The 21,159-nt window shown below is 41.4% G+C and carries 21 protein-coding genes and 1 tRNA gene; 5 read left to right on the top strand and 17 right to left on the bottom strand.

Going from position 1 to position 21,159, the window contains the following annotated elements; translation table 11 throughout:
* Positions 1 to 53 precede the first annotated feature (53 nt).
* Together KO531_RS08970 and KO531_RS08965 are read right to left on the bottom strand one after the other, a co-directional pair.
* Entirely contained in the window at positions 54 to 293 is a 240-nt protein-coding gene (locus KO531_RS08970; protein WP_105251922.1) for a hypothetical protein, read from the bottom strand.
* Positions 290 to 1,618 carry a 6-hydroxymethylpterin diphosphokinase MptE-like protein gene (locus KO531_RS08965; protein WP_168824488.1) on the bottom strand — a complete coding sequence of 443 codons (1,329 nt, stop codon included), beginning with the start codon at positions 1,616 to 1,618 and terminating at the stop codon, positions 290 to 292. Before KO531_RS08965 ends, KO531_RS08970 begins: the two co-directional genes overlap by 4 nt.
* Before the next feature lie 235 nt (positions 1,619 to 1,853).
* On the opposite strand from KO531_RS08965, the gene KO531_RS08960 reads away from it, so the two are divergent.
* Positions 1,854 to 3,182, top strand: coding sequence for a site-specific integrase (locus tag KO531_RS08960; protein ID WP_219250946.1), 1,329 nt, complete (start codon positions 1,854 to 1,856; stop codon positions 3,180 to 3,182).
* Here KO531_RS08960 and KO531_RS08955 read toward each other — a convergent pair.
* From KO531_RS08955 to KO531_RS08900, 12 genes are all read right to left on the bottom strand, one after another.
* Entirely contained in the window at positions 3,179 to 3,514 is a 336-nt protein-coding gene (locus KO531_RS08955; protein ID WP_131523697.1) for a hypothetical protein, read from the bottom strand. The two genes, KO531_RS08960 and KO531_RS08955, sit on opposite strands and share 4 nt — an antisense overlap.
* Positions 3,515 to 3,936: 422 nt before the next feature.
* Positions 3,937 to 4,323 (bottom strand): hypothetical protein, encoded by a 387-nt coding sequence (locus KO531_RS08950; RefSeq protein ID WP_131523698.1) that lies wholly within the window; start codon positions 4,321 to 4,323, stop codon positions 3,937 to 3,939.
* A 217-nt stretch (positions 4,324 to 4,540) separates the two neighbouring features.
* A complete protein-coding gene (locus tag KO531_RS08945; protein WP_219250945.1) occupies positions 4,541 to 4,888 on the bottom strand; it encodes a hypothetical protein in 348 nt (115 codons plus the stop codon).
* A gap of 92 nt (positions 4,889 to 4,980) precedes the next feature.
* Positions 4,981 to 9,552: an AAA family ATPase gene (locus KO531_RS08940; protein WP_219250944.1), complete on the bottom strand. Its 4,572-nt coding sequence runs from the start codon at positions 9,550 to 9,552 to the stop codon at positions 4,981 to 4,983.
* Positions 9,553 to 9,671: 119 nt separating this feature from the next.
* Positions 9,672 to 11,594, bottom strand: coding sequence for a replication endonuclease (locus KO531_RS08935; protein ID WP_219250943.1), 1,923 nt, complete (start codon positions 11,592 to 11,594; stop codon positions 9,672 to 9,674).
* Positions 11,587 to 11,889, bottom strand: a complete 303-nt coding sequence (locus KO531_RS08930; RefSeq protein WP_219250942.1) for a hypothetical protein — start codon at positions 11,887 to 11,889, stop codon at positions 11,587 to 11,589. Before KO531_RS08930 ends, KO531_RS08935 begins: the two co-directional genes overlap by 8 nt.
* A complete protein-coding gene (locus KO531_RS08925; RefSeq protein WP_219250941.1) occupies positions 11,886 to 12,137 on the bottom strand; it encodes a hypothetical protein in 252 nt (83 codons plus the stop codon). Before KO531_RS08925 ends, KO531_RS08930 begins: the two co-directional genes overlap by 4 nt.
* The gene (locus KO531_RS08920; RefSeq protein WP_006082439.1) at positions 12,121 to 12,309 is read right to left on the bottom strand and encodes a helix-turn-helix domain-containing protein; all 189 of its coding nucleotides are present in this window, start codon (positions 12,307 to 12,309) and stop codon (positions 12,121 to 12,123) included. The genes KO531_RS08925 and KO531_RS08920 overlap by 17 nt, the downstream gene beginning before the upstream one ends.
* 132 nt (positions 12,310 to 12,441) lie before the next feature.
* Positions 12,442 to 13,572, bottom strand: coding sequence for a hypothetical protein (locus KO531_RS08915; protein ID WP_219250940.1), 1,131 nt, complete (start codon positions 13,570 to 13,572; stop codon positions 12,442 to 12,444).
* 18 nt (positions 13,573 to 13,590) lie between these two features.
* On the bottom strand, positions 13,591 to 14,445 hold the full coding sequence (locus KO531_RS08910) for a hypothetical protein (protein ID WP_219250939.1): 855 nt from the start codon (positions 14,443 to 14,445) through the stop codon (positions 13,591 to 13,593).
* A 212-nt stretch (positions 14,446 to 14,657) separates the two neighbouring features.
* Positions 14,658 to 14,733 (bottom strand) — tRNA-Arg (locus KO531_RS08905).
* Positions 14,734 to 14,788: 55 nt separating this feature from the next.
* A complete protein-coding gene (locus KO531_RS08900; RefSeq protein ID WP_131523072.1) occupies positions 14,789 to 15,955 on the bottom strand; it encodes a flagellar assembly protein FlgT in 1,167 nt (388 codons plus the stop codon).
* A gap of 280 nt (positions 15,956 to 16,235) precedes the next feature.
* Between KO531_RS08900 and KO531_RS08895 the strand changes: the two genes are divergently transcribed.
* Together KO531_RS08895 and KO531_RS08890 are read left to right on the top strand one after the other, a co-directional pair.
* On the top strand, positions 16,236 to 16,868 hold the full coding sequence (locus KO531_RS08895) for a FlgO family outer membrane protein (protein ID WP_219250979.1): 633 nt from the start codon (positions 16,236 to 16,238) through the stop codon (positions 16,866 to 16,868).
* On the top strand, positions 16,865 to 17,317 hold the full coding sequence (locus tag KO531_RS08890; RefSeq protein ID WP_198572634.1) for an LPP20 family lipoprotein: 453 nt from the start codon (positions 16,865 to 16,867) through the stop codon (positions 17,315 to 17,317). Before KO531_RS08895 ends, KO531_RS08890 begins: the two co-directional genes overlap by 4 nt.
* Before the next feature lie 127 nt (positions 17,318 to 17,444).
* Here KO531_RS08890 and KO531_RS08885 read toward each other — a convergent pair whose 3' ends face one another.
* From KO531_RS08885 to flgA, 3 genes are all read right to left on the bottom strand, one after another.
* The gene (locus KO531_RS08885) at positions 17,445 to 17,870 is read right to left on the bottom strand and encodes a flagellar protein FlgN (RefSeq protein ID WP_131523073.1); all 426 of its coding nucleotides are present in this window, start codon (positions 17,868 to 17,870) and stop codon (positions 17,445 to 17,447) included.
* A gap of 2 nt (positions 17,871 to 17,872) precedes the next feature.
* Positions 17,873 to 18,196 carry a flagellar biosynthesis anti-sigma factor FlgM gene (flgM, locus tag KO531_RS08880; protein WP_107948432.1) on the bottom strand — a complete coding sequence of 108 codons (324 nt, stop codon included), beginning with the start codon at positions 18,194 to 18,196 and terminating at the stop codon, positions 17,873 to 17,875.
* Between the two features lie 75 nt (positions 18,197 to 18,271).
* The gene (gene flgA, locus KO531_RS08875) at positions 18,272 to 18,979 is read right to left on the bottom strand and encodes a flagellar basal body P-ring formation chaperone FlgA (RefSeq protein WP_219233958.1); all 708 of its coding nucleotides are present in this window, start codon (positions 18,977 to 18,979) and stop codon (positions 18,272 to 18,274) included.
* Between the two features lie 205 nt (positions 18,980 to 19,184).
* Between flgA and KO531_RS08870 the strand changes: the two genes are divergently transcribed.
* Positions 19,185 to 20,105: a chemotaxis protein CheV gene (locus KO531_RS08870; RefSeq protein WP_028761211.1), complete on the top strand. Its 921-nt coding sequence runs from the start codon at positions 19,185 to 19,187 to the stop codon at positions 20,103 to 20,105.
* A gap of 100 nt (positions 20,106 to 20,205) precedes the next feature.
* On the top strand, positions 20,206 to 21,045 hold the full coding sequence (locus KO531_RS08865; RefSeq protein WP_168824478.1) for a protein-glutamate O-methyltransferase CheR: 840 nt from the start codon (positions 20,206 to 20,208) through the stop codon (positions 21,043 to 21,045).
* Positions 21,046 to 21,159 lie beyond the last annotated feature (114 nt).

The following is a 21,159-nucleotide window of genomic DNA, read 5'->3' as shown; positions in this document are numbered from 1 at the left end:
GTCTATTAACGGCAAGTCTCTGGGAAGCTTGATGCCCTGTTTCTCTTGCTTTATCAGACTAGTTCTATTAGTTCATACTCTAAATAATCGGCAAGGCTTAACCAATCGTGTTGCTCTTGTGCCTGAAGCATAGCAGGCAATATTTGCTGAAAAGTCGAATTAAGGACAAGTTCTGGGCAGTTTTTTTCTATTTTATCAAGACATAACCGTAACTCTACTGAAGCCTTTGCTTCTTGACCTAGTCTAAATAAACCTGCCGTTTGCCGCAGTGAATCTTGTAGGCTTAAGCTCATAATATGAGGTCCTTATACTGAGAACCGCGAATTTTAGCGCCTGATAAACTCGCTTGGTAAAATTTTACATCTGGATGTTTAGCGATATAGCGTTCCAAGTGTCTGAGATATGCTCTTAGGTTTAGATCCGTCGCTATCCGCTGACCTTTGCCATTGATCAACCAGTGTTTCGCTTCCTTCACTTTCTGAATAATCGCATTAACCCATATTTGTTCTTTTATATCGTTTTGACCAAATTTGTGATCATTCCAGAACGCATGACTCTTGTTATTGCAATAACAAAAATCACACCCTAATAGGGTAATTTCTTTTGCCTTTAATTTGATCGCTAAATCAATTGCCGGATGAATGACGCTTCCACTCGTGAACAGTCTTAGTTTGGGATATCGAGAAGCGAGCTGGGCGTATATTTTACTGCCTCCATAGGCAATAAATCTTTGGCCTAACCAAGCATTAAGTACCATTGGATCAACCCGGGGAAAATAAACAAGATTGATGTTATGAGTCGAGGCTAGCGGTAAATGGTATTCACCTATCAATCCGTCAATGCAGATCACAATATCTGGTTTTATATTATTGTGAAGTAAACCACGTAATGCAGTATCGGCCGCTATGATTAGTGGCCTATGGGAACTTGAACTAATTTGTTGCAGATAATCATAATGCTCTTCTAAAGAAGGACCCGAGCCAATCACGATAGCTTTATAGCTACTATGACTATTTATTAAGCTCGCAGCATCAGGATCGTGAGTAATATAAAGTTGGTTATCCTCGAAGCGTTTTAATATTGCAGGATCATCAGACTGATGTCGTTGATTAGAGAACTCACGATTGAGCTCCATGACTAATAAGTCTCTAAGAGTCGCATTTTCATCACTGACAAGAGTGAGATCTGGCGTAATTGCAATATTAGGAAAATTTAACTTTGCGCTTGGAAGCGCCGTTAAATTAATGTTTGGATGCTTTAACCATTCGCTTTGATCTGTGTAACTAATGAGGAGGGCAAAAACGCTGAGGTTTAAAATGCAAACATCAATTGAAAGATACTGTGGATTATCGATAAGTAAACTTGGTACATCTCCCATCCCGACACCGTAGACGGTTACGTGAGTTGCATCTGCAGGTAATGTACTGATAAAGAGCCGTGCTTCGGCGATGCGGTCATGACGGCTGCTGAGTTGAATACCATTAACACTGATAGTTTGATTGCGACCGTTGACAAGGTGAGCATCTAATTCATTGATGGTTTGGCTTTTGACCGCAGCGGCCACTATAGGCCAACGCTTAACGATAATATTGAGATTAGACGCAAATAGCTCGGTCATTCCGTTTCTCCGGAAGATTTCTGGGAGTTTGATATCACCAAGGTCACTATCTGGTCTCTCCACAGGAGACAGTTTGCGACATTAATGAAAATTATCTGAAATTAATAAATCATTATAAAACATGTTGTTAAGTGTGTTTTGTGCGATTTTGACATTAACCAAAATTACTGTATTTTAGTCTAAATTAATCCCTATGGTGGCACATAGGCGGCACAGGATTTAAGGCTAAGTCATTATGAGCATTGAAACAAGCTTCACAAAACGTGCTTTCGAACAGCTCGAAATCGGTCAAAAACGCTTCAGAATTGCGGATTTCGGCCATCGAGACTCAATTAATGGGTTAATCTTAGATGTTTTCCCATCGGGAAAAAAGGTTTTTCGCTTTCGCCGCAAGCATTTAGGTAAAGACGTCACTGTCACTATAGGGGAGTTCCCGCATTTAACCATAGAGAACGCCCGTAAACAGGCCAAGCACATTGCCGTGGACTTGGCCGAAGGGGTGAATCCGAACGAAGCGAAACGCCTTGCCAAGCTTGAAGCTGAGCGCAAAGAAGCCTTGTCTATTAGCGTTCAACAATTGTTTGATTCCTTCGAAGCTGAGTTTATGGTCAAAATTAAGACGGGTGAGCGGCGACTCAATTCCCTTAAGGATATTCAATCCACATGGAAGAACCATATTCAGCCGCGCATTGCCCATTTACTTGTTGAGAGTATCACCACAGTCGAAGCCGAAAACCTGCTCAAACTGATTATCACCAAAAGCTCTGCTGCAGTGCGTAACAAATGCCTGACCTTGCTTAAGTCGATGTTCAACGAGCAAGCTATTAATCCCTTTGGTCGCATCAAAAAATTGGCGGCGGTGAAGCGTGAGCGGATTTTGAATCAGCATGAGGTGAGGGCATTACTGGAGTCGCTAGAATTTGAGCCACCACTTTACCGTGATGTGGTTATGCTGTTGCTGTTAACAGGGCAGCGTAAAAGCTGTGTGTTTAGCATGGAGTGGCGCGAGATAGACCATCAGCGCGGCGTATGGATTATCCCGACCAACAAGATTAAATCGAAAAAGCCCCATGCGGTGCCATTAACCAAAGAGGTGATGGCAATCCTTGAACGCCGAAGCCATGAAGCCGTTCACGGCGATAAATATGTATTCCCCGCCGAACGTAGTCATTCAGGTCATATTACCGAGAACGCGGGCAAAGGTAGCTTCTGGTATCGCATTACCGAGCGGGCAGGGCTGCGGAGTCCTGAAAAGTCAGTAACAGCGAAAGAGGATAATGTCACTATCCACGATTTACGCCGCACCATCGCCAGTTGGAGTGTGATGCGTGGCGGCAATATTCAAACGACAAGTAAGCTACTCGGCCATAGCGATATCAGCATTACAGCAAGCACTTATGCCCATTTAGATGTTGAGAATGTGCGGGCAGAGCTTGGTATCACTACGGCGCATTTACTGGGGACGTTTGCGCAAGAGTCTAAGGTGGATAAGCTGGTGAGAGAGATTGAACAGCTCTCTAGTGATGAAAGAAGAGAGCTGTTTGGTAAAGTGTCAATTAGCTAGCCAGCAACAGTTAAACCTTGGCGTTTGTAATCTAGGGCTTTTTCTAAAGTAAAACCTTTAGCAATCCACTTTGAAGCATCGCGTGCAGAGAAGCCTGCTCTACTCCACTGAATTACGGTTTCAGGGGAAACAACTCCTGACTGTATCCATTCTTTAGCATCTGTTGGTGTATACCCATTACTTCTAAATTTTTTTGCATCAAAAGCCGTTACGCCTATACCACGCCACGCATTTCCCTCTTCGTATGACATACCATCCCATGGACTAGAAGAAGCGCAACCTGTAAGTGACAGTGTGAAAGCTAGCGCAATTGTAGAAAGTGTCCTTTTCATTTTAATCAAGTTCCCTATTAGTTGTTATATGTTGTGATTAGCTCGATGGCATCAGTGCTTCTAATGTAATTGTTCTTACAGAATGAAGTACCTATTGAATAATACGATGTTAAATATTGGTTATCAACAGGTTGCCTCTTTTAGTGTGGGATAATGGGGGAATAGCCAGTAAGCTGTTCGGTCAGAGTAATCTGTCGTTAGGCATAGGTATAAGCAAATGCCAGCATCACCGCCAGCATTTATGCTCATTTGGACATTGAAAATGTGCGGGCAGAGCTTGGGATCACCACGGCGCATTTACTGGGGACATTTGTGCAATAGTCGAAGGTAGATAGGTTGGTGAAGGAGATAGAACAGCTCTCAACGGAGGAAAGGCGAGAGCTGTTGGATAAGTTTCCGGTATCGGGACAGACAGCGATAAACTAACGTCGCCTATGCGGAGAACAAGGGGTGCTGCAATCGCAACGAGTGATTGTTCTTCGTATACTTGACTTACTATTACTGTTTTTTTTCTCGTATTCTTCAACCTCGTGCAAATATCGAAGCCCTTCTTTTCTGAAAAAATGTCCAATTAAGAAACCTATTAATATAATCCCTAAAAACATGTAATAGGTTGAGTTAGACATGGCTGCCAATGCTTCATATAGAGATATTCTAGATGTCCCGCCTTCGAATATGTCCTTGATTATAATTGAGGCGGGAGCTACGGTGAAAAGCAACATCAGGCCTTTAAATATTGCTACGCCGATATCGATTAATGTTCTGCCAAAGGCCTCTTTAGCTTTTGGATTGTAGTTGCTTGGCTTCATAAGTATTCCTTTGTTAGCTAGATGCGAAGATTTAATATGCAATAGAACTTAGGCTACCATTTTGGCTTGGTGCGCAAAAAAATGAGATTAGGCTGAATCAAAAATTCCGAAGGTTATTACTAAGATCTGAGCTTCAAGGCCTTGAAAGCTGATGGGTTGAGGTAGTAAACAGCTCTTTGATGATGAAAGGCAAGAGCTGTTTGAACGCTTGGTATAACTATAAACTGAGCGATTTTGCTAATAGATTAGCTTGGTACTCTTTTATAGATAAACTGCAATCAAGTAAATCGGAATTCTTGATAATTAGATTAGAGGCTGGAAATAGTTCATCTAGGCATTGCGTGCCGCTATTTCCTTTTGATTTATATAAATCTAAAACGGCCTGACATTTTATTTTATCCTTTTCTAAAATAGCGGAACCGTTTGGTACCATTAAGCAATTAGTCAGTATATCACCTCTGTCAAAGCCTTCTTTGTAACTGGTCATTCCTAAAACAAGACCAAAGCTAGCCGCTAAATAATAAACCGCGCCTAAAATAATGATTACAAAAATAATTGGTTTCATTGTATGAAACTCCTAATGTAGCGGTGTGATTGACTTAAAAAATCAAGTTTTAGTTACTGAAATTTTTTATTAATACTCAAATCGTAGTAGGGTTACGGCCTTTCCGCAGCTTTTAACCATTCATCTACCGTATTAATTCCTAGAGACAACATAATGTCTTGTAACACAACTACGCGCTGAAGCATATCACCATTATCAGATTCTTCCCGTTCTTCAGCCTCTGAGAATAATCGAGTAAAAAGTTGGGTTAGATCTTTACCATGATCATAGAAACGCACTTTAGTTCGTTTGATATAGTTTAGATAGATTTCAAAGGCCTTTAAAGCACTGTCGGGATTACGCCCTGAAATTATATTTAGCCATTCATCAAAGCCATATGGAGTGTCTCCATAATTTTCTTCATTTTTTTGTTCTAACACTTTAAAATACTGAATCAATATTTCATTTGGTATTGATATAGTTGGTGTATCTTTTCTAAAAATGTTACTGAAACGCTGAGCAACAGCAACAGAGTTAACGCCTCCTATGCATAACCCAGCTTCAATTCCTTTCAAGCATTGCTCGCGATGTATTTTAATGTTTTCTATGTGAGTCCAAACACCAGAAGCTCCATCCCAAGCATGGGTTGAATCATTTGATTTTAAATTGTTAAGGAATGTATTAAAATCCAATTGACCATCTAAAGCGCACAATGCTGAAATACGTCCCCATGTTTCCATATCATTTTCACTACCATAACTATTAATATGCGCAAGAAAACTGGCGACTCTTTCGAAGTTTTCTCTATATGCATAATACAAACATCGTTCAGCTGGTTTTCCAAGATCTTTAGCATCATATGTTGCAATCTCGAATAGCTCCCAACCTAAATCTGGATTTTTACCTTGAATATAGGGCAAATGCATTAAGATCAACGCTCTGATAGCTGGATGTTTATGACTGGCGAAAAACCGCAATGTTGGAATCAAAGTTATCGGGAGGGTGATATTGTGCTCGGTAAACTTATTCAGCAATATCATTAAAGCTTCTGCGACATTTCCTGACTTCAAATTGATACCTGCATTAAGTAAGTCAGAAGAATCCTCCGGTAAAGTGCTTTCCTCATTTAAATATCCAAAACTGATAGCAAGAAAGACTAGTCGCTCACCATCTAGAGCGTTTTGTATTATATTGGCGCATGCATTTAAGGCACGAGCTAAAGCATGAGAGTTTTCCCAGTAAGCTCTATGTCTTTCTAATTCATCAAGGGTTTTGTGTAATAAAACTAGGGATTCTGGTTCTTCAATTGGTACCCAGTTATCATCACTACGCAAACGACCATAGCGATGAGCTATGTAAGTCGCTATGCCCTCTAGTATGTTATTTCTATAACTTGCAGTTATATCTTCCCAATTTGTAGTTAGCAGTTCTAAAAATCTTGTGGGGTGACGTGATGAGGCTTCGCGTAGTTGCCATCCCACTTCTCGTCCGCCACCAACAAAATCATTATCAAAATGCCTGTCATAATCGGTATAGTGTCTGAGTAAATGAATAACGCCATCATTAGCTGCTGAAAGAAATATCTCATAGGAAAACGGTGCGTGAACCATACCTCCCCTCGAATGTATTTGAGGTTCTCTTATAAGCTTGCCTTCTTTAGCTTCATAAGAATCTAGGTTTTTTTGAATTTCCGGCGATCGTAAATGGCACGGTATAGCAGATACGTATTCTGCACGTTTTTTCAATATCCAGAAACAAGAAGCTTCATCCGAAGTTGCATCGTTCCAGAGGGATTGAATATTCGCCATTACCAAATCTTGCACGTCAGTTGATAAAGAGATGAAAGCGATTTGAATTAACTCACTAAGCTCAAACGAAAGTTCGAATTCAAGCAGACTTCTGTCACACAATATTTGACCAATTATATCAAGATTAAACAGGTGATATTCTTTGATTGATTGAATTGCTATGTAAGTTAGTGACCCCTCATGATTGAAACAGAGTCGATTACGATTCTCTAGCCACCAAGTTGAGTCTATTTTAGCGTGTTCAAATATTGCAGTTTCAATAGCATCGAATAAATGCCTCAGATCATCAACGTGACGATGATCACTAATGGAGTGATTGTCTTCGTACGAGGTATTATGAAGAAATCCATAGCTATAACCTATTCTGGTTTTGCCATAGCGCATTGACATTTCATTGTGCCATTGATCAATAGTGTTCAACGCTAGATCAATCAAAGCAACAGAATGAAGCATCCTCTCCTTTAAGAAATTATTGTTGTTTCTCGCAAAATCATGTGGTTGGCAGTGTATTTTGCGATCGATATTAAGTCGGCTCACAACTTCATCAGTCACATCAGCCACTATATAACGCCAAAGAAATTCATCATTCAAAATGCCTGCTGTAACGCACCGCGCTAAAGTATGTCCTAAAGAACTATGCTCACGCTTCGGCATGCTAAGTAAATGAGTAATTAAAGGGGCTGCCAATGTCAATTTATCATCATCGAATTTAGCTAACGCGCTATCCAGTTCCCAAGTAATTTTTTCGCTATCAATCCAACCTAAAGATAGAGCTTCCGACCAAAATGCTAATACACCTTCGGTATCAATATCAGCCCAGAGTCCAATTCGATAAACATGCCTAACGAGTGAATCAGTATCACGCTCATCTTTTAATGTTGGTACTAAATGAGTCTTCCAGAACTGATACCATTCTATTGATAATGCTTGAAAATAGATAACTTGAAATATATCGCTATGGTTTTTTCGTAAATCTCGTATAAGCGGCCAGTCATCATCATGTGGTATGTGTTGGACAAAAGATTCAGCGACTAAGCGGCGAATATGGAACGCCGCATTACCTGAAAGTACCGCGCGCAATTGTTTTCGATATTCACGTCTATCACCAGTGGCCAGCTGCATAACAAAATTACGTATGCTTGGTCTTACGAAAGGAACTGGGGGTAATCCTTGAATAAATTCATTAAGAGTTGCTCCAAGCCTTATTGCTCGACTTATAACCAAAACATCTAATAAAGTCTGATGACCAAATGTAACTTTATCATCATGGGTATCTTGTAAAATATTAAGGCTAAGGAGTCTTCGCTGGATATCAGGAGTAGTATTTAAGCGTTGCTTAGGCAATGACAGAGTGCGAGACTTGAGCATTTCATCAGCAATTGATTCTATAACATTTATCGCATCATTACTTAAAATTGGATCATTCACCACTACGACATTAATGTATCTCTGCGCAAGTGCTTGGGAAGTGACTATATTAAAGCTCCCCTCTCGTTGTGCTAGTTCAGTAAATAATGCCAATTCTCTAGGGTTGGTTATAAGTTCGCGAGTTGTCGCGTCAATAGTTGTTGAGTCAATATTCAATTTTTCCAGCAGAGGGACTATTTCGGTATCCCATACTAATGGTTGGCAATGAAATTCACTGTCCCACTGACGGATAGCAATACGTCTATCGTATTGACGGTCAAAATCTCTGCAACTTGTAATTACTGTGACATTTGGAATTAACAGTAGCTTGTCAATTTGAGCAAGAAAGTACGTTAATACCAAATGTTCACGAGCAATGGACAAAACATCGAGCGAATCAATTATTACAACAACATGTGCTTCTTCAGCTAAACGTGCAACTTGTTCGACCCATTGTTCTGTTAGCCCTAGTGCTTTGCGCTCTTGTGCTGTAGTTATGTCAGCAAATTCGCGAGACTGAATAAATAGAGGAATTATATCGTTTTGGGTTTCTAATCGTTTTTCTAGGGATTCTTGTAGACCAAGCATGATGCATGTCTTACCAGAACCTGGTTTCCCAGTGAGTAAAATGGCACGTTGTTTCTCTTTTATAGCAACTAGAAGATCATCTATTAACGAACAAGGAATACGTTGGTTATTGATATCCCGCGTCCAATTTCTACCAATTGCAGAGGTAGTAGAAAATGACCCCAGAATTTCTGCTTTAGCCATTGGCGGTACAAGCATTGCACCAGCTTGATAAAGAATATTTTTTAAGTCATCTTTAGTAAGCTGGTGTTGCATTACGCCAACATCAATACTTTCTAAAGTACGTCCACCAAATGAATCTAAGCTCTGCCACAAAGCGTTAAATCCAGTAGTTGAGTTACTTGCGATGAGCCGTAGACGTTCTTTAAGTTGGCGCGCTAATGAATCGTAGTTAGGGGTGACTTCAAATGAAATACGATTAAGAATTTCAAAGGTTGAAAGATTGGATGAGTTTGATGCAATACGAACTTTTAAATTATCATCTGTCGTCCGATGTTGTTTGGTTAGATTTTGCTGATATTCAGCTTCAGTAGAATAGGCGGCTGAAAACTCACAAAGTTTAGCCAAGTCACCGAAGTCGCTACGCGAGTAAAATTTGACGATAGAATTAGTTATTTTTGTTAGGTCTTGAATTGCTTTGTCTAGCTCATCGGCAAGATCTGCAATCGACCATGATTTAAAATCACTTTGGTTTTTCTTGCATTGACAACAAATGAGACCGCCGGCGGCTCTTCCTATTACCACATCATCTACAAGATAGGCAGTTGAATCAGTTTCAAGCCATAAATAGTCAGGGTCAGTCAAGACTGTCAAAGCCCAATCAAAGGCAATCAAAGTTTGGTAGATATCACCACGATTGGAGCGTATCCCTGCAATGCTCATACTTGTCCTTAATTAGCATTAATTCTAACTAACTATATTTTAATTTATCATATAGTTAAGAGCTGTTAGATGTCTATCTTTGTTAAGTTTAAATTTTTACGCCAGTACACCCAGTACAGTTATTGACAGAACTCCAAGTGAGAGCAAAAAGCGTTTCTCTGAACCTGAGACTTCGTGGCCAGCGTCCAAGTGTGGACGCGGGTGATGATCTCAACGCCGAATGAGACAATCCCTTTAAGCTGAGTTAGTGCTGAATCGCCATAGCGATTGGTTTTGAGTGGCTGATAGTTTTCTGGCGTAGATTCAGAATTGATTCCTGCTATTCCCGAAGCTAATTCCGAAGTCAATCCCGCATCTAACCCCGAAAATACTGCAACAGTTCCTGAAATCGTTTCCTGCATTGCGGGACTGGATTTCCGCATTCGATTGGCTGATTCCCGCAATAGATTATCGGAGTTTTCGGGATAATTTCCGCATTCTTTCTGGCTATTCCCGTATTCCTGCAATGCGTTTCTGGATTGTTGTTGGATTAATGCGACAATTGGCTTGCTTTGTGTGTTAGTCGCTCTATTGCTGGTAGTTCTGGCTTGGAGCGCATTGGTTTTGGTTTGGTATAACGGACGAATGGTTTGCTCGACACGTTTACAAAATACGCCACCCATCAGTTGAGTGTATAAAGCCCAGTTGCTGTTGTCGGCTGCTTGGCGAATGGCCTCTATCCAATCAAATGACGGATCTTTAATTGCGTCTAGGCGTCTTAATTCGCGCCAAGGGGTTACACCAACACCACCGACTTGTTGAAACTGCCGTATGCCCCAACAGGACGCCCATACTTTTATCCTGATTGCTGAGCTTGAGGCATCTTTGCCGTAGCTGTCGTATTCGATGCCTTCTCCGTCAATATTCTTGTAGATGTATTTCATTATGTAGCCAGTGGCAGAACCTTTGGCTGGATCAATATATTCCACTTTGAAGCGACGCTCTTTTGCGCCTTGCTCGTCACCATCTTCTTCTAAGCAATAGTGAGTGAAGGTATCGACTAAGGTTTGCTGTTGCTCGGTTGGGATGAATAACAACAAATGCCAGTGCGGGGTGCCATCGTGGTGCGGCTCTGCTACCCGAAAGCCGAAAGGGGTGACTTGTTCACGGGCAAGGGTGGCACGAATGCGGGCAAAGGTGCGATTTAAGTATTCTTGGGCAACGAGCGGAGTTGCGCCGTTCCAATTGGGATTTTCATCGCCCGTTCTGGCAAAACAGCGATGGTATTTAGACGGTGTAGTCATGGTTAAGAATAGGGCGCTATAGTCCATCTCTTTGGCATAATCTTCAAAGCCACGGATGCGAACCATCAACTCGGCCTTGCGAATGGCGGGATTAGAGACATTGAGTTTGGATAATTCGGCAAGACTTGCACTATAGCCGTGTTCGTTGGTGGCTATGGTGTTTTCTAATAGCTGTTGATTGTTCTGCCATTGGGTCTGAAAATTGCTGACGGTAATGTTACTGGCATAAATGCCTTTTTGTTTACTGACCAAATTGAGTTCGCGTGAAATGGTTTCAATTTGCAGATTGCGCTGTTTTCTTAATTTCCGCTTCCACCAAATTTCATCGCCAGCGCGGGCGAGTGCGCCATAGACTTGGGCAAGCTCAATCTCATCAAGTGTGTCCAACTTAAGATGGTTGATAATTGTCTCGCTCAGTTTTGGCGGCTTAATGCTATAGCACGCCATGTAATGTAATAGCGTGTTGTAGATAGTGAGTAATCTCTTACCTTCTGCTTGCGCTGTGATCTGTATACAGCGGCGGGCGTGTTGCTTTGCCCGTTGCATGAGATCTTGCTGCTCGATATTCACATGGTAGAAATGTTTGTCCTTACCCATAACGGCGGCAATGCGTTTAGTCAGGTGTAACAGGCTTAAGTTAGCTTCACGGCGATTAGGCTTTTTACGGTATTGACGCATAATCGCGATACGATGAGGCGAGGGTAGGCCATAGAGTTTATTCTCAAGCCATTGTTTATCGTGTTCATGAACATTAAGCATGTGCTTTTACCTCGCTGTTAGTCAGTAATTTCTTACCACGCTCGTTAAGCGTGAGCTGTTGCCAACGAATGCCCATCTCAAAAACAGTGGTTTCAGTAAGTAGCCCTTCACGTTTTAACCTAAACAAGGTGCGTTTTTGAAAGTGGCCGTTAAAGGTTTCAATACCGTCAACTTTGCCAAAGTCGCTGCAAATTTCTGAGCACAGGAAAAGGCTATTGCCCTGTAAGAGCCATTGGCCAAACTCCTGTTGTTCATCGGTGAGCTTGGGCATGGGTAAGGTAGGGGAGAACATCATTGTTTAACCTCCCCGTTATGTAATGGAACAGTTTGCTTTTGGTCAGTGGCTTTTAAGGTGTACCCGTTAACAGAGTCAGAGCTTGTTAACGGGTACACCTTTTCGATTTCGGTCTCTGTACCCGTTAACGGGTACTTGGACTCGTTATATAACCTAATGGTCTCTAGGGATTGTTGAAGTGTGTGGTCGATCATCGCTAATTGAATGATGACGCAAAACAAGAAACCGAATTTAAAGAGTGTGATCATAAACCCTCCCGTTAATGAAGGATTCAACATCACTTTGGCGGTACTTAACGCTGCGGCCAACTTTAACGAAGCGTAAAGGATAGCGGCCAGTGCAACGCCAAACGGATAGGGTACCGATGGTGACGCCGAGAAATTCGGCGACCTCGGTCGGGCTGAGTAATAGATCGTTCATGGTAACTCCTGATTAAAGTAGATTTGTCAGGAGTTAGGTTAATCGTGCGGGGTTAGGGTGTATTCACGTCACAGGGTGTGAAAGTACCGTGACAGGGTATGACAGTACCGTCACACCCTGTCACGGTAATGCTTAAGTCTTATTAAGCCAGTCATATTTGTGACCAGTTGCAATAAGGTTTTGCTTAAGGCGGCTTTTTATTTCATCACTGGCTCTGAAATAAACGGATTTGATATCGTTGTCATAAGCATTTTGAGTGAACCCTCTATCTTTTGCTTTACCGTACCATTCATGACCTAGGTCAAACTCACCAGTTGATAGATAAATCGCTCCAAGCAAGGTGCATGGCCTGAAATTTAAAGGTGTCACTTTATGCGCTTCATGCCCAAGTTCTATTCCTCTGGTGAAGTCTTCTTGATCTCTACAGACTCCGCCAAAGGTCGTCAATAGAGCTGACTTCAGCTTTTTATCTTTCCCTGAATGGGCAAATGGATATTGTTCATTTAGTGTCTTTCGGATTTTCTTTAGTTCGCCACCTTTTCTATAGGCTGCACTTGCATTGACCAGCTCCCAAGGCATGTTTTTCTGTTTCCAGTTTTGATAATGCTGGTGAGCTAATTGAATATGATTTTTTTGCTCAATAAGTTCATTGGAGAAGCCTACGTCAGAAAGCCATGCCATTTCTTCTTGAGTGATTGGCTTTTTGCGAAGTTGGCTAAGAAGTTTGTCGACTCGTGAGCTTTTCTTAACGCAGTGAATTCCGAAATCATTAAAATCAATGTGACTTGCTTGATAGGCTTGTTCCGCTGCTAGCTGCTTTTTCAGGAGTTCATCTACTTGAGCCTTTTTCTCGGCTAACTCTTTAGCTTGTTTTTCTTGGACTGCTTGTTGTCTTCTAATTTCAATATTGTCGAGAACATTTTGATACTGCCTCAATAGTAGTTTTGTAACCGCTTGATTTGACCTTGTTGGTAGCTCAGTTCCTCTAGTAAAGATTGAGGTCAAAATTTCAATTTTCAGCTTAATGAAATTATTGAAAATAGAATCAATTTTATCTGATGGCCTAGTTTTTGAACGCGCTTCTATATACAACTTATGAGCGCCATCACCCAATGCAATTGAGAGCATCTCCATATCGGATTCACAAATGTTGCTTTCATCCTCAGTAAACAATTCAATCAACAGATCAGCGAATGCGCTAAAAATTGGATACTGTCCTGTAGAGAATAGTTCAGTAACTAGAGCGGTTTTATGATTAAGCATTGAGACAGTCCGTTTAAATTATCTATTGGTTTGTTGCGAACTCAGCCAACTATTAATTGTTCTAGTTGCTTGATATGGTGAAGAAAATGAGTAACCAACGCTTTTCGCGAAATCAAGGACTTGTTCTGTAATCATCTGTGCTGCTTGGTGAGGATTATCATAATTTCGTTGATTATAAAGTTGGATGGCGTAGGCCACGACTTTATCTCTAGTGCCATGACGCTTATTTCTTCCTGAACTTCCAGATTTAGAAGCTTTGTCGAATAATTCTTTATGCTTAGTTATGTCAGTTTGAAGTGTCAGATAGCTTTCGTTTTCAATGACCAATACGTGCTGTGCAAAAAGGCGACTTAGTAGATTGGCTGCTTTGGTCATTCCAGCCATGTGGCACGCCATCATCGCTTGCATAAACTCAGCTATGGCCTCTGGTTGGCTGTTGAGTAAGTTTAGTAATACAGCTTCATCTTCATCATTAGTGTCTGATGAAAGCGGAAAATTGGCATTTGCGAACCTTCGTACATTGTTCATATCGATCTGAGAGTCATTGCCCGATGATGAAGATAGCATTTCAATAAATATCTCCACCATTTTCTGTTGTTCTTCACTAAGGATTTTCTGACTGTCTGGAATTTTTGCCAGCTCTTTTGCTGCCGAATCTTCAGTTGTGCCTTTGGGGAGTTTGCTGGATAGTTCAGAGGGTGAAGTTATGGCACGAAATACCTCATCCATATCTTCGAACATTTTGTCTTTATCTGGAGAGTCTGGGAGGGCGGTAAGGACTTTTAAAAATTCGGGTTGTTCGGAAATCGAATATTGCTCGATGATCTCTTCGAGTGTTTGAGTGAATTTTTTTTGTGATGAAATTTCCGTCATAAACCTGTTTTCCCTGTTCGTTAACTCATAGGGAAAAGTATTAGAAATAGTGTTAATTGTCCATAACTGAGATGAACAGGGCAAAACGAGGATTTTTGAAAATGTTACGAAAAAAAAATTCTAAAAAACGTCATTCCTATGGTGGCACATAGGCGGCACAGGATTTTTAATTTTTCGTAAATTATTGAATTTTATAAATAAAAAGTGACTTATGGTCTCTCCACAGGGACTCGAACCCCGATCGGCCGCTTAGGAGGCGGCTGCTCTATCCTGTTGAGCTATGAAGAGACGACAGTGATTATACTGGTTTTATCTTTGATTAAAAGGCTTATGATTTAGTTGCTTAAATCTTAAGCGCTATGTCGTTTATCTGTACATTGTAGGCGGCATTTTGGTCTACAAGTACTGCGGTAGCGCTTTCTTCGCTTACTTGCTCAATTTTTACCGTTGCACGACTTTTGGTCGCGACGGCGCGCATTTCATTGAGTCTATCGGGTAAGTTTTGTTGTAATACTACTTGGAATTTATCACCGACACGAATGCCATGTTTACGGCCTAGATTTAATATAATCCTGTCTGCTTGTCGGCTAACGACTTGGCCAAGTAATGGCCTGCAATTAAGTGTGCTGTCTAAATCTCGGGTAGCTTGCAATATTAATTGAGTAATACTTTTTCCATAGGAGGAACGCCAGAATCTATTACTGTTGGGAGCAATGATAGCCTGTTCTTCAAATTCCCATGGGGCCGATGTGCTGTAGCTTTTGCTCCAGACCTCTTCGCCACTGATCCCATGATAGAGGCTGAGTTTGAATTGAAATTGCCTTAGCGGAGCTTCATCCCAAAATCCTAAGAAGGTGGGTTGTACAGGCTCTATCGATATATCAATGATCTGCGGTTGAAGAATATATTGGCTGTCGGTAATTTCACTGAGCCAGCTTGGGAGTCGATAACCGCGAATATCCACTAGGTCTTGTTCAATATCGAGTCGCTCGTTAGCATGGATGTGACTAAAGCCAGTTGAAGAGTAATCTTCTATAGTGTTCCCTAACGCCTCTGAAATGACCTCTTCAAAGCCTGAAAGTTGTCCATATCTAAGCTGAGAACGATCTTTTATTTGTGTTTGAGGTATTAAAATAGCGGCCTTTAATTGGCCATTAGGACACTGTTGTGTTGGATCATCATTTAGATCGAGGCGTAGGGATACATATATTTTATTTCCCTGAATTTGTTCACTTACGAGTTGGATGTTTATGGCTTGGGCGTTGCGATTTATCGCAAAGTTATTTTGTGTGAGGTTACCATTAGAGGTTTGTTGCTCGCTGGATATTTGAATACCTGTGCTTAATGTCGCATAGCTAACAGCTTGATTAATTGCTTCTTCCCTTGCTTGAGCTGTATTACCATTGATAATAGTTGCTTCTCCGCTGGCTTCTATCCATTCGGCTCTGGTGGGCAAAGAAAGTAGTAAAAGGCTCAAAATGATGAGCGAAGCTGAACCTGGTATGTGCATCAATTCAATCCTTATCGCTAAGCTAATGGCGATATTACCAATCGAGCCAGTTTTCTGACTCTTAACCTAATATGGCAATAAAGCAAATTTCGTGCCTGAGTATGAGAACTTTTGATAAAGTTTCCATTGTTACAGTCGATATACTGGGTAATAGAAGAATATTGTCGGACTGAGGTTAATATTGGTCCGAAGATTGCTGGTTTTTGTTACTCATTAAAAATTTGAAGCTTAGAAAGTGAGTCACTTGACTGCCAATGCACCCATAGATGAGGTAAATCCAATGCTAAAGCGTGTGATTATTCCCTTAACATTGATAATGTTAGGTGGATGTGTAGCTAAACCGGTTACGCCGCCCAAACCGAGTTTAGTGGATGGCAATGGGTTGCCGCCAACGGCAGTGATCAACCATTTAGCACAGCGAATAGTGACTGAGCTCGTTAAGCAAAATGATGCTTTGCGTGCTGATCAACCTATCGTAGTTGCAACACCAGTATTAGTGGGCGATTTGAATGGCACTAATGCGTTAGCGCAACAGTTACAGCAAGGATTAATGACGTCGCTCCATAGCTTTCAGTTTAATGTGGTGGATTTAAACTTAGCTGATGGCTTGAGAGTCACATCTGACGGGGATTTTATTTTGACGCGAGATTGGCAAAAATTGTCGAAAGATCTTCCTGTTGAGCATCTTGTCGTTTCGACTATGAGCGTAGTAACCAATGGTATGGCGATCAATACTCGGATTGTGAACATTAGTAACAATCGCGTGGTATCGGCATCTCAAACTTTTGTGACTCAAAAAGAGTTGGCAAACTACATGCAGCCTTCGGAGCAAATTGTGTCACAAAATGGCATCTTATATCGTCAGGCGAGTCCGGGCATGAATGAAGTACGTGTCTTAGGAGATGGAAAATGAAACACTACCTTTTATTACTTATCACGGGGCTAATGCTAACTGGCTGCGCTGCTAAAGATAGATATGTGCAATGGGAAGATGTGCCGCCGCCGAGTTTTCCTAAGTTAACGGCTATAGGATATGCGCCCTTAGCGACTCAACCGGCTAAAGAGCAATCACAAAGAGTGTTGATGGCTATGCAGGCATCAAAAATTGTGGCTTATCGTGAATTAGCGGAACAAGTTTATGGGCAGAAAATAACGGCAAACAGCAGTGTTAGTGATTGGATGTTGACGGACGATAATGTCAAAGCGTCAGTTTCTGGCGTGATCCGCGGCGCACGAGTCGTTAAGAGTTATCCAGCAGGCGAGCATTATGTGACTGAGTTAGAACTTGATTTTTCACAGGTTTGGGCGCTTTATCAACAACAGAACCGTCCACAACGAGTGAAGGAAGTGACGTATTTCTAGCGTTATTGAATGTATGTTCAACAGCATGTATTGAGCCGCGTATTAACGCGGCTTTTCTTTTTGTACAAGACATTAAGATCTAATCAGAGCTTAGAAAAGGGAATGCTAAGTGGGAGTGATGCGCTTGTTAGGCCTTTAAATCATTGCCTAAACTTGAGATAGTCGAGGTCTTGCCTTTATCGTTATAGGTGAGGCTGGAGGCGTTTCTACTGGCTTGTAAAGCTTGAGCAAAGCGATTTAAACTCGCTAAATTCATCTCAATTAAACTGGCATTTTGTTCGTTTAATTCTTTGCATTCAGTCAATGCGTCTTTGATCTCGGCCATTTTATGCACGAGTTCGACTTGCTGAGTGAGTAGCGATTTATCACTGTGTTTTGCCAGAATATCATCATTAGTCTTTAGTTCTTTCAGACATTGCGATTTTTCGTTAGCAAGGGAAAGCAGTAAATCGGCGTTTTGGTCAACCAAAGCGCCTTTTTCCTTGAGTATGATTTGCTTAAGAACAGCCAAATGGGCGTGTTGTAGATCTACCAGTTTAGCTATTTCAGTCATAGTTACTCTTTATTTAAGTCATTAAGTTCGGCTTCAAAACTTGCAATATTGGCAGCCAACTTTTCTGGGTCAATTTTATAGCGACCTTCGGCAATAGCTTGTTTGATTTCTGCTACTTTCTTTTGATCAACTTCAGGAAGGCTAGCCATTTTAGTCTGAGCTCCTTGAAGTTGTTGTGCCTGGGCCGTAATGACCACAGAGTCGCTTCTTTGTGGTGTTGTCGATTTTGTAGCAACTTGAGCAGATTGATCGCTGCTCGTTTTCGTTGCACCTGAACGAACTTGCGCAGTCGTTGCAGTGTTGAGTTTGCTAATATCAATTGCCATTTTAGGCTCCAGCGTCGTGTGTACGGGATTTCTTAACTGGGGTATCGGCAGCTTACAAAAAAGCTTTAGATTATTTTACATTCTTACTTCAACTTCGCCAATGCCTGTGACTATAGCATCTAGTTCTTTGTTTGAACTGCTATTTTTGACTCTGATCCGATCACCTTTATTGCCATCTTGTAGGGCTTCGCCCACTGTTTTGAGCTCGAATGAGCCAGAACGAACGTAGATAGATACCGAATCATTTTTACAAACGAAGCATAAGTTGTTGCTTAATATGGGATTATCTTTTGCTACTCGTCGTTTTACTCGCACGCCAGCCAATTTACTCGGGTCATCGAATTCGGCACCTCTCAAGCTATTTTGTTCAATGTAACGGACTTCTACTTGACTAGGAGAGATGAGTTCGCCTGGTGCTAAGATTTCGGTTGAGACAACAACGGGGAATAAGATATCCACCCGAACCGAGATATAGATTTGCCAAGGGTAAGCTAAGTCTTGTGTATCGCAGCTGACTTTTAAGGTGTTATTACGGCTAATTTCCCTATCGCTAGCCAGTTCAACTTTCATTGGAGACGAACATTGTGACGGCAGCATTCTTGCGTCAACCATCTGTGGCGAAATATTTACTTTGGCATTTTCTGGAACGGATATTTTTTCTGAAATAAGCGCTTTAGCTAATTCTGAGATTGCCGATACGGTGGGGACAATAGGCTCTGCACTCGCTAAAGCGGGCATGAAGAGGGGGAAAAGACTAAAAAAACAGACTAAATTTACTTTCATAATGAAGAGACTAGCTTGTAACGCCAGAATGCACCTATACTTTTATTAAGTTCGAAGCTGACTACTGTAATAATAATTTGCATCACTGTCAGAAGATTGACTCAGTTTCGACTATGTTTATCGATAGATAAGACGTAAGCAATTAATATGCCTATACTCAACTGAGTTATAGGGCCGAACATAAACAGAACAACAAGGCAGAGTTATGTCGAGTATTCTTGATTCAGTCAACAAACGAACCCAGCTCGTTGGACAAAACCGTTTAGAATTGCTGCTTTTTAAATTAAACGGTCGTCAACGGTTTGGGATTAACGTGTTTAAGGTGAAAGAAGTACTGCAGTGTCCACCACTGACCACTTTGCCTAAACTTAATCCTTATGTGAAGGGTGTTGCTCATATTCGTGGAACAACCATTTCAGTGATTGATTTGAGTGCGGCAACAGGGGGAAAACCTTTAGCAAGCACTGAAAACTGTTTCATCATTATTTCTGAATATAACCGCAGTGTTCAAGGCTTCTTGGTCAGTTCTGTTGAGCGGATCATCAACATGAATTGGGAAGCGATTATGCCTCCGCCGCAAGGTGCTGGCCGTTATTCTTATCTTACAGCTGTGACTGAAATTGAAGGTGAATTAGTTGAAATTCTCGATGTGGAAAAAATCTTAGATGAGATTTCACCAGTTAAAACGGCTATCAGTGAAGAAGCCAATGAAAAACTGACCCTCGACAGAACTCAGCATTACCATATTATGGTTATTGATGATTCTGCCGTGGCGCGTAAGCAAATTATTCGTTCACTTGAGTCATTGAATTTACAAATTGATACCGCAAAAGATGGTCGCGAAGCATTAGACAAGCTTAAAGAAATCGCCAAAGAGATGGATAATGTGGCCGATGAGATCCCCCTCATCATCTCTGATATTGAGATGCCTGAAATGGATGGCTACACCCTGACTGCTGAAATCCGAGATGATCCTAAGCTTAAGCATATTAAAGTGGTACTGCATACTTCGTTAAGTGGTGTATTCAATCAGGCAATGGTTCAAAAAGTGGGGGCTAATGACTTTATCGCTAAGTTTAATCCTGACGAACTGGCCGCTGCTGTGAATAAGCATTTAAGTTTGTAATTGCTGTAGGTTAGTACCTAGATACGCTTTACGCTATAATCTCGACTTTATAACATGATGGTTTCGCACTGATTTTGGTGCTTGCTATAGGATTTAGGATGTGAATGTGCCAAATAAATCACTCGCTGAGGCTGAATATAATCAATTTAGGTTGTTCTTAGAGCAACACAGCGGCATCGTACTGGGTGAAAATAAGCAATATCTTGTGCGCAGTCGTCTTGCTCCTTTGATGGGCAAATATAACCTGCCATCCTTATCTGATGTGGTTAAGCATTCGATGAAGCCTACTGAGCGTGCGCTCAGAGCTGAAGTGATCGATGCTATGACGACCAATGAAACCCTTTGGTTCCGTGATCGTTATCCATTTGAGTTGTTGAATAATGTCCTACTACCTGAATACAGTCGTCTGGGGCGTCCGCTTAAAATTTGGTCTGCGGCTTGCTCGTCAGGCCAAGAGCCATACTCATTGGCTATGACTATTCTTGAGTATCAACAGAAGAAGCCTGGTGCCTTGGCTGGTAGTGCTTCTATTCAAGCAACGGATTTATCTCCTTCCATGTTGGAACGTTGCAAAAATGCCGAGTACGATAGTTTGGCATTAGCGCGTGGTTTATCTGAAGAACGTAAGCGTCAGTTTTTTGATGCATTACCTTCAGGCAATATGAAGTTAAAGGACAATGTGAAGCGGTTGGTGAACTTTAGAGCGCATAATTTACTCGAGAGTTATAGTCTGCTTGGCAAGTTCGACATTATCTTTTGCCGCAATGTGCTGATTTATTTTGCACCAGAGGCAAAGGCAAAAATTTTGCGGCAATTCGCTGCCGCTCTCAATCCCAAAGGGATTTTATTTCTCGGCGCATCAGAATCTATCGCTGGTTTAACGGACGAGTTTGATATGGTTCGTTGTAACCCTGGCATTTATTACCAGAAAAAGACTTAACTCAGCCGCTCTAAAGAAAATTACCGACAATTGTCGGTAATTTTTTACTCATCACTTGTTCATCCTTGTTGTTATTCTCAAAATTTTCCTGATGTTGGCACATGAATTGCTTTG

This window comes from Shewanella sp. NKUCC06_TVS (assembly GCF_019345515.1).
GTDB classification, from domain to species: domain Bacteria; phylum Pseudomonadota; class Gammaproteobacteria; order Enterobacterales; family Shewanellaceae; genus Shewanella; species Shewanella oncorhynchi.
This window is presented reverse-complemented; position numbering and strand designations above follow the sequence as displayed.